Origin of the sequence: Providencia sp. PROV156 (assembly GCF_028480905.1) — a bacterium.
Classification (GTDB): domain Bacteria; phylum Pseudomonadota; class Gammaproteobacteria; order Enterobacterales; family Enterobacteriaceae; genus Providencia; species Providencia hangzhouensis.
In genome coordinates, this window is record NZ_JAMPPE010000006.1 from 149,868 (window position 1) to 159,439 (window position 9,572).

9 protein-coding genes are annotated in these 9,572 nt (G+C 40.4%); 4 read left to right on the plus strand and 5 right to left on the minus strand.

Annotated features, from left to right (window positions below):
• The first annotated feature begins 130 nt into the window (after positions 1 to 130).
• On the plus strand, positions 131 to 1,135 hold the full coding sequence (locus PSF31_RS06365) for a luciferase-like monooxygenase (protein WP_096863941.1): 1,005 nt from the start codon (positions 131 to 133) through the stop codon (positions 1,133 to 1,135).
• 95 nt (positions 1,136 to 1,230) lie between these two features.
• Here PSF31_RS06365 and PSF31_RS06370 read toward each other — a convergent pair whose 3' ends face one another.
• The 4 genes from PSF31_RS06370 to hxpB all read right to left on the minus strand — a co-directional run bounded on the left by PSF31_RS06370 (position 1,231) and on the right by hxpB (position 4,873).
• Positions 1,231 to 1,620: a YkgJ family cysteine cluster protein gene (locus PSF31_RS06370; protein WP_094961737.1), complete on the minus strand. Its 390-nt coding sequence runs from the start codon at positions 1,618 to 1,620 to the stop codon at positions 1,231 to 1,233.
• Between the two features lie 246 nt (positions 1,621 to 1,866).
• A complete protein-coding gene (locus PSF31_RS06375) occupies positions 1,867 to 3,258 on the minus strand; it encodes an L-cystine transporter (protein WP_094961738.1) in 1,392 nt (463 codons plus the stop codon).
• Positions 3,259 to 3,439: 181 nt separating this feature from the next.
• Positions 3,440 to 4,015, minus strand: coding sequence for a metal-dependent hydrolase (locus PSF31_RS06380; RefSeq protein ID WP_096863942.1), 576 nt, complete (start codon positions 4,013 to 4,015; stop codon positions 3,440 to 3,442).
• Between the two features lie 192 nt (positions 4,016 to 4,207).
• Entirely contained in the window at positions 4,208 to 4,873 is a 666-nt protein-coding gene (hxpB, locus tag PSF31_RS06385; protein WP_004263628.1) for a hexitol phosphatase HxpB, read from the minus strand.
• A 295-nt stretch (positions 4,874 to 5,168) separates the two neighbouring features.
• Between hxpB and PSF31_RS06390 the strand changes: the two genes are divergently transcribed.
• Positions 5,169 to 5,708, plus strand: coding sequence for a YniB family protein (locus tag PSF31_RS06390; protein ID WP_096863943.1), 540 nt, complete (start codon positions 5,169 to 5,171; stop codon positions 5,706 to 5,708).
• A gap of 246 nt (positions 5,709 to 5,954) precedes the next feature.
• Here PSF31_RS06390 and PSF31_RS06395 read toward each other — a convergent pair whose 3' ends face one another.
• On the minus strand, positions 5,955 to 6,824 hold the full coding sequence (locus PSF31_RS06395) for a fructosamine kinase family protein (protein WP_096863944.1): 870 nt from the start codon (positions 6,822 to 6,824) through the stop codon (positions 5,955 to 5,957).
• Positions 6,825 to 7,095: 271 nt separating this feature from the next.
• Between PSF31_RS06395 and PSF31_RS06400 the strand changes: the two genes are divergently transcribed.
• A complete protein-coding gene (locus PSF31_RS06400; RefSeq protein WP_004263645.1) occupies positions 7,096 to 8,934 on the plus strand; it encodes an AAA family ATPase in 1,839 nt (612 codons plus the stop codon).
• A 1-nt stretch (position 8,935) separates the two neighbouring features.
• Positions 8,936 to 9,568: a 4Fe-4S single cluster domain-containing protein gene (locus tag PSF31_RS06405; protein ID WP_197739774.1), complete on the plus strand. Its 633-nt coding sequence runs from the start codon at positions 8,936 to 8,938 to the stop codon at positions 9,566 to 9,568.
• Positions 9,569 to 9,572 lie beyond the last annotated feature (4 nt).

Below are 9,572 nucleotides of genomic sequence, written 5' to 3' on the forward strand. Positions count from 1 at the left end.
TGGCTTATTAGACGGTAATTTACATTTTTAGACCACTTGTGCTAATGCAAATTTCAGTGCTGGAGACATCAAAGGGGATAGTCTAGGATGGTAAGTTAGGTTCAACAAAATTCTAACAAAGTGAGTGTGTATGTCAGATAAAAAAATTCCCCTTTCTTTACTCGACCTTGCGCCAATCATTCAGGGTTCGACGGCGAAAGAGGCCTTTGCTCATTCCCTTGATATTGCTCAGTTAGCAGAAAAACTCGGTTACCACCGCTATTGGCTTGCGGAACACCATAATATGACTGGGATTGCCAGCGCGGCGACCTCGGTGTTAATAGGCTATCTTGCCGCAAATACTCACAATTTACGTTTAGGTTCTGGTGGCGTCATGTTGCCGAATCATTCACCGTTGGTGATCGCAGAGCAATTTGGCACACTAAACACACTTTACCCTGAACGCATTGATTTAGGCATAGGGCGTGCTCCTGGAAGTGATCAGCGAACGATGCAAGCTTTACGCCGCCATATGAATACGGATATCGATAATTTCCCGCAAGATGTTGCGCAAATCATTAATTGGTTTGATGCTATAAACCCAGACCCAGCAGTGCGCCCAGTGCCAGGCTTTGGCGAAAAAATTCCGGTTTGGTTGTTAGGTTCGAGTTTATACAGTGCAAGGTTAGCCGCGCAAATGGGGCTTCCTTTTGCTTTTGCTTCTCATTTTGCCCCTGATTTATTATTACAGGCGTTGGAAGTTTATCGTGCTAATTTCCAGCCATCTCAGAGACTCTCTAAGCCGTATGCGATGGTTTGTATCAATATCATTGCCGCGGATACTCAACGTGAAGCAGAGTTTTTATTTACGTCGATGCAGCAAGCCTTTGTTATGTTACGTCGTGGTCAACCTTCTCAATTGCCTGCACCTGTTGAGAGTATGGAAAATATTTGGTCACCCGCTGAAAAATTTAGTGTTCAACAAGCATTAGGCATGTCATTGGTAGGGGATAAAACCAAGGTACGTCATGGGTTGGATACGATATTACGGCAAACTCAAGCGGATGAAATTATGGTAAATGGCCAAATTTTTGATCATCAAGCTCGTTTATACTCTTTTGAGTTGGCGATGCAGGTAATGAACGAAATCATGTAATTTAAATAGCTGGATGATTAACACGTGTGCAAGGACGCATTTTTCAGATTTGGCTCAAAAAAGAGATAACCCAGAAAAATCTGGGTCATTGACGGCTAGCACGCTATTTGTGGTTGATGAGGCTCTAAAGGGGGTAAACCATGAGCAGCACGTGCTCTATCGCACGCCTCATTGTAAATACCATCTTGCCAAGATTGTTCAAACTCGCGGCAAGGTGTAGGCCTTTGTGTGTATATCGAACAAGACACGCATTCTCCAATGGTGCCCTCTAAAGCGCTACAACGCGTATTATGTTTTTGGTTTGTTCCCTGCATACAACTCATAAATGGGGTTATTTGCTCAGTTAAATGTTGTGGTACAACACCACCCCCACTTTCAGCCTCAGCCCAATAAAAAGAGACACGAAAATAGGCACAACATGCACCGCAGCTTACACAAGGGTTATCTGAAGGATCAGTTTTTAGGATATGGACATTATTAGTCATATTAAAAAACCATAAATGATGTTGATAAAATACCCATAGAAAATGGGTTGACGCAACACAAGCAGGAAGCTCAAGAAAACGTTGCTCAGGCTTTATTATCTTACGTTATTCCAGTTTATTGCAATATTATTCAGCACAAAAAACTGATTTTTTTGATATTCCCCAAGGTAAATAAATTTCACATACTTATCATAATCATAAAAAAACCTGCCAGAAGGCAGGTTTCGTTTGAATCATAATGATAAGTTAAACGTGTTTTAAATCTGCGTCATCATTTTGATTGAATATCGCTTTATCTGTTTCACCCATCAACTGGCTAGTCACTGTGCCTGCTGTCATTGAACCACTGACATTCAATGCAGTACGACCCATATCAATTAATGGCTCAACTGAAATTAACAGAGCAACTAATGTAACTGGTAAGCCCATCGCTGGTAGTACAATTAACGCGGCGAAAGTTGCACCGCCACCAACACCCGCGACACCTGCGGAACTAATTGTCACGATACCGACTAATGTCGCAATCCACAGCGGGTCGAATGGATTAATACCCATTGTCGGTGCGACCATCACGGCTAACATTGCAGGGTAAATACCCGCACAACCATTTTGCCCAATTGTTGCTCCGAACGATGCAGAGAAGCTAGCAATCGATTCAGGAATACCGAAACGACGTGTTTGTGTTTCAATATTTAGTGGAATACTTGCAGCACTTGAACGGCTAGTGAATGCAAATGTCAGAACCGGGCCCGCTTTCTTAAAGAATTTAATAGGGTTTAAGCCAGTCGTCGCCACTAAAATACCATGTACAACAAACATAATGCCTAACGCAACATAGGACGCAATAACAAAAGTGCCTAGGTTGATGATGTCATGCAAGTTTGAACTTGCTACGACTTTAATCATCAGTGCCATCACACCATATGGCGTTAAACGCATGACCAAGCGAACTAATTTCATTGCCCAAGCTTGCATAACATCAATCGCTGCTAAGGCTTTTTCACCACGCTCTTTATCATCTTTAAACAGTTGCAGTGCGGCAACACCTAAGAAAGCAGCAAAAATAACGACACTAATAATTGACGTTGGGTTTGCACCCGTTAAATCTGCAAATGGATTTTTTGGAATAAACGATAAGATTAGCTGAGGCACGGTTAAGTCAGAAACTTTCCCAATATAGTTGCTTTCTATTGCTGATAAACGTGCTGTTTCGGATTGACCTTGAACTAAACCTTCGGCAGTCAGGCCGAATAAATTGGCAATTAAAATACCCACTAACGCCGCAATAGCTGTGGTAAATAACAAAGTGCCAATTGTTAAAAAGCTAATTTTACCTAGCGAAGAAGCTTTATGTAGCCTTGCCACTGCACTTAGTATTGAAGCAAATACTAATGGCATAATCACCATTTGTAATAGCTGCACATAACCATTTCCGACAATATTAAACCACAGAATGGAGTCTTTTACCGTTTGGTGGCCACTACCATACACGAGGTGCAGTATTACCCCGTAGGCAACACCGAAAACCAGACCGACTAACACTTTTTTAGATAGGCTCCAGCCTTTAGCCCCTAGTTTTGCCAACAGTATTAGTAGTGCTACAAAGCCGAGCACATTAATAATTAGAGGAATATTCATTCCGAACTCCAAATCATATTTTTATAAGGTAAGTTACTTGCCCTTTAGTCCTTATTGGTTATAAGGATTTAGTTGCTTCAAACAACTGGTTATATGTTATCAGTTGATAAAACACATTTCTTATATCAAAAAGTAATAATATAGTATTATTCATACTTACATTATATTACAAAACTATAATTTATGTGGGAATGTGTGTATCTATTTGATTATGAATATATTTTATAATCATATCAATGTGGTTATAAAAATCGAATTGGTAATCTGCAGGTAAAAAACAGGCACAAACAGTCAAAATAATGGCAATAAAGCGTTCCCCTCGTTGGCTATTTTTACCGCGGATCATGGGAAAACAAAAGCGTTGAGGGAGTGGCCATAGGAATGGTACTCCTGAAGGGGTGAGCATGTCAGCGACTAGATGACTGATATAACCTAATAAAAAAGCTTGGATAATATCATTTGGAATTGCCCATTCGGTTGGTATCCATTGATAACAAGAAATCATCAAAAGTAACCATGCAACTAGGCTATGAGTAAACCCCCGGTGCCCACACAATTTGGAAATGGGTAATGAAAAAATCCGTAGTAGTCGACCAGGAATTGAAGAGGGGTGGTCAATATCGGGCAATAATGCGCCTAATAAGGCCCCTGGAACCATGTGCAGCCAATCACCATGAGCAATCTCTGGGGTGATTTGAAGTTTATTAGCCATTATTAAAGAGGCGACGGAAAAAAGCAGATGCCCTTCAGCTGTCATGGTGGATAAAATACCATCTGTTTATCTATACAGTTGATTGGCAGTATAAAGTGTTTGAAAAGAATATGATAGTGGTAGAAAGATAAAAAAACTCTTATTTATTAGCAAATAAGGGAAGTATTTTATAATTTAACACAATACCCCTACCTAAATTAGATAGGGGAGAACACTTATTAGACACTCAAGGTATTCTTAACGTAAATGTTCAGCCTTTAAGTCATTCAGTGAGGCTAATTTGATATCCGCTAAACCAAAGCGCGGGTCATTAAAATGCTTGCTGTCAGGCACCACAATTGAACGCATTCTGGCGGCTTTTGCAGAAATCATACCGTTAAATGAATCTTCTAATGAAACGCAATTGACGGGTTTAGTCGATAACTCAGCTGCTGCTTTAAGATAAACTTCAGGATGAGGTTTACTCAAAGGTAAGTCAGACGCAGAAATAACCGCAGAGAAATAGTCACGAATATCCAGAAGGTTTAATACTTTTTCCAACATATATAAAGGAGAGGCGGAAGCCAGTGCAATTTTTAAATCCATTGAACGGCAAAGTTCCATGGCATGCTGCACTCCTGGTAGAATAGGGCGAGTTTCTTCAACTAAGCCAACAACACGGTCAATAATGCGTTGTGTGGCTTCTTCTTGGCTGCATCCTTGCCAAGGAGAGGCGTGGTACCAAAGCTCCACCACATGGTCAATACGTAAACCCAAGGTATCAGGCAGGGTATCCGCAATTGAAACGTCAACACCCAATTGTGAAAAAATCTCAAGTTCAGCCTGTGCCCAAAAAGGTTCCGAGTCGATCAATAAACCATCCATATCAAAAATGACCGATTGGATGGGAAGATTATGGTACATGTCAAAACTCCATTCATGTCGTATTTATTAACGAAGAAGTCATGATATCAGTAAACTGACTTTAAGCGTATTACTTGAAATCAGTATTAGTCTAATATTGAGGAATATTCGGACAGTATGAAGTAAAAGTATAATGGTAATGAATAGCCTCACTATTTTGATTAGTCTGAAAGTCTATATATTATTATTAATCGTGAATTGAGATTTGGAGGCAATGAATATTTTCAGCTATGATTAGCGTTGAATAATCATTGTAAAAATTTATCAAAAATCATAACGCTGAGGAAAAGCAGTAATGAATTACCATAATGCCAATTATGTCGCAATCGGCAAACGTATTCTGGGTTGGGTTGTTTTTCTGTTAGCATTAATTTCGACATTGTCGTCTTTAATTAAACTGGCAGGCATGAAGGGGCTCGCAGGAGAAGGGATTAATGCAGTCGCTAATGATTTTATTAAATTAATGGCGGAAATGACCCGTCAAAGTACACCATTCCTAAATTTCTTTTGGAATAACTCACCAGTACCTCAAGTTGCTAATGGGTTTTCCGGTAGTAATATCAGCTTTATCATCATCTTTATTTTTATTTTTGTTGGACTGGCGCTTAGTGCATCAGGTTTGCGTATGTACCGGCAAATTAAGTTTATTCGTGAAAGTTTAGAAGACCACGTGATCATAGAAAAAGCAAAAGGGATAGACATCTCAAAAGAAGAGCTTGAAGCTAAGGTGACTATTCCACGTCATACAATATTCACTCAATTTTTTCTTCTTTATTTTTGGCCAATTGTATTGGGGCTAGCGTTGTATTTTCTTCTGCGTTTCCTTAATTGGTAATTTTCGAATTTTCGTCATACTTCGAGCTGTAGCAATGTTGGCTTCTTTCGGCTATTTGGGTCACATACTTGTGTATGCTCCCCAAATTTTCGTCATACTTCGAACTGTAGCTGTGTTGTCTTCTTTCGGCTATTTGGGTCACATACTTGTGTATGCTCCCCGAGATATCTGCACTTGCCGCCTACTCATAACGCGAATTATTTAGAAAATTAATTATTTGTCGTGCTAAATGCTAAAAACAGGAGCTTATTTTTCGTTGAGTAGATCATCAATAATCGTGCGTGCTTGCTGGTAGCTTTGTTCGTTACCAAAGATATGAGCTTGGTTGAGTAGATAATAGAGCTGATATATTGGCTGTCTATCTAAAAAGCCATTGGGAAGCGGCCAAACGCTTTGGTAGCCATCAATAATTTGGATCGGAAGATCTTGATATAATGGCAACATCGCAATATCACATTCCCTATCACCCCAATAACATGCGGGGTCATATAACACACCTTCAAGATTTTGAGTGATAGCACAGTTAGCTGGCCATAAGTCACCATGTAATAAAGAGGGCTGTGGCTGATGCCCAGCAAGTTTCTCCTTAACAATATCGACAATTTGCTGAATATCAGCAAATACCATTCCTTTTTCGGAAGCGAGTTGTAATTGCAAGCCAATACGCTTTTCTGCAAAAAATGAATTCCAACGCTTTTCCCAGCCATTAGGTTGCACAATTGTGCTTAGCATAGTATCAAAATCAAACCCGTAGCTAGGCTGCTCTTCCCATTGATGCAAACGCGCTAATTGTTGGCCAAAATGCCATGCATTGGTGTTGTCGAAAGGCTTAAGAGGGAAGTACTCGAGCAGAAGGAAACTGTGGTGCTTATTACTACCAACACCGTAAACCTTAGGAACGGTTATCGTTTGACTTTTAGCGAGCATTTCAAGTTGCTCTGCCTCTTGTTTAAATAAAGGCAAAAACTCACGCCGATTTTGTTTAATGAACACGGTGTGTTCGCCATAGTCAATTCTTAACGTATGGTGAATATCACCACCAGACAGAATGACTTTGTTACGTAGCTCCGCCTCACCTAAGTGTTCACTTAATAAACGACACATTGCTTGCCACATGACTCACCTCGCTCTGCTTTGGTCTTCATTAATACAATACTATAGCGACAGTTTAGGAATTAACAGTGATAATTGTTTAAAAAGAAGAAGCTATCACGAAATTATTGAACAATTATCAGACAATAAACACAAATCTGTTCTGCTTTAAATTTAGCCTATTTCTATCTAAATGAGAATGTTCAGATAATACGGTATGAGTTCAAGATCTTGACGCCATTTGCTAGTGATTTCAGGTAAACTGCAAAGAATACTTTCATACTCAAGGGGTGCTATGAACATGGATTTTCAAAAACCGCGCTGGTTAAGAGACTTACTGCGATTTATTCCACTGAAAAGTCAGTTTGTTCTATTTGGCAATGTTCGAGACCTACAAGCCAGCGAAATTGCGCCTAGGGTAGTGACACCGCTGCCATTTAATCAAGCACTCTTTAATAACTTGTTTCAGGCAGGGTATGCCTATGTTATTACCTATACACCACTGATTGGTTTTCAATGCGTGGCGAGCCCCACAGAAAACTCGCAAGCGAGTGCCACATTGATGCAAAACTTAGGTTTGCATATGGCTGATGATAAAGCCGCTGGTGGTATTGATATGTTGAATCATTTGCTGGAAAAATTTATTAACTATAAGCAGCAGCCAATTGCATTATGTATTGATTTCGCCTCTTGCTTGATTTCCCATCGCGATAACCTGACTCCCGCTGAGCACAGCTTATTTACTCGGGCTCTGGTGGTTTCTCACCAAGCAAAAACGCGACCAGCAGGGGAAAATAACCAGCCGTTCTACAATTCTATTTTTTGGATTGTGGAGAAAGAAACCGATTTACCTGATTGGTTTTTAGTTAATAACCCACGAGTGAGAGCCATTCCTGTTGCGAAGCCTGACAGCCAAGTTCGTCGGGTTCTTACGCCAATGTTGTTAGCTTCATTATCTGATGTTAATAGCATAGAACAAGCGGATAAAGACAGCTTATTTAATGACTTTATTGATGAAACAGAAGGGCTCTTGTTACTGGACTTAACGGCGATAGTGCAGCTCGCACGGATTGAAAATGTCCCTGTGACACGTATTAGTGATGCGGTACGACGTTATAAAGTAGGCATAACGGAAGACCCTTGGAAAAAAATTGATAAGCAGAAAATACATAACGCACCAGAGATTATTTCTCGCCGAGTTAAAGGACAACAACATGCCGTCACTCATTTATTGGACATTATTAAACGTGCAATGACCGGAGTGGGGGGGCATAAAGGTGGGCGACCTCGAGGCGTTTTGTTTCTAGCGGGACCAACGGGTGTCGGGAAAACGGAACTGGCGAAAACGGTCACTCAATTGCTATTTGGTGATGAAAGTGCGTATATTCGCTTTGATATGTCTGAATTTAGTGCAGAACATGCAGACCAACGTTTAATTGGCGCTCCTCCTGGCTATGTCGGTTATGATTCTGGTGGTGAATTGACGAATGCCATTCGTGAAAAGCCGTTTAGTGTGGTGTTGTTTGATGAGATAGAAAAAGCACACCCTCATTTAATGGATAAATTTCTACAAATTATTGATGATGGTGTATTGACCTCAGGACGTGGTGATCGCGTTTATTTTTCAGAGTCGTTGATTATTTTTACGTCAAATCTTGGCATTTATCGTTTGGATGCAAATGGTGAGCGGGTAGCGAATGTCCAGCCGAGTGAGCCTTTCGAAACGGTGACGCGTAATGTGAAAAGTGAAATCGAACGTCACTTTAAATTAGTGTTAAATAGACCAGAGCTGCTCAACCGAATTGGGGAAAACATTATTGTTTTTGATTTTATTCGCCCCGATGTGGCACAACAAATATTCGAACAAATGGTGGGAAATATTCTTTCTGGTTTGGAAAAGCAATCACTGACTATTTCAATTTCACCACAAGCCAAAGAAACGTTAAAACAACATTGCTTAGCTGATTTATCTAATGGCGGTCGAGGTATACGTAACCAATTAGAAAGCTATTTAATTAACCCATTATCTCGCGCTGTTTTCGACCAAGATTTACAACCTAATTCGGCTTATCAAATTGTCGAAATTGCCACAGGTGAAACAACGCAAATCACGTTAGCAGCGATGAGTAATTGATGTGCTGAATGTTAATATTTCACGAATTCATTTTCCAATTACGGCTCTAGGCCCCGGAAAACGTATTGGTATCTGGTTTCAGGGATGCTCATTACGTTGTAAAGGCTGTCTTTCTCCTGATACATGGCAAGTGAAAGACAATAGCATCACGGTGAAACAATTACTGGACCAGATAACGGAGTGGTTACCATTCGCAGATGGCATCACGATTTCAGGGGGAGAACCGTTTGAACAGCCTGAAGCCTTATCCGCATTAGTGAAAGGGATTAAACAGCTAAAAGATGCGGATATTTTGGTCTATAGCGGTTATCAATGGGAACACATTGAAGAGCGTGTTTTACAAATGGTTCCCAATATTGATGCCTTAATTAGTGAGCCATTTATTGTGGATCTTCCGCAAACCCAGATGCTCAAAGGCAGTGATAATCAGCAATTGCATATGTTAACGCCATTAGGAAAAGCGCGATTTATGGCATATCAGCGCTCGATAACACCAGAAGATAAAGTACTGGATTTAGCGTTTGATGAAACAGGGCGGCTATTTTTGGCGGGGGTTCCTGAACGTAACGATATGTTGCGTTTGCGGACCTTGATTGAACAGCAAGATCAATCCTTGCGACAACTAAAAAAATAATTAA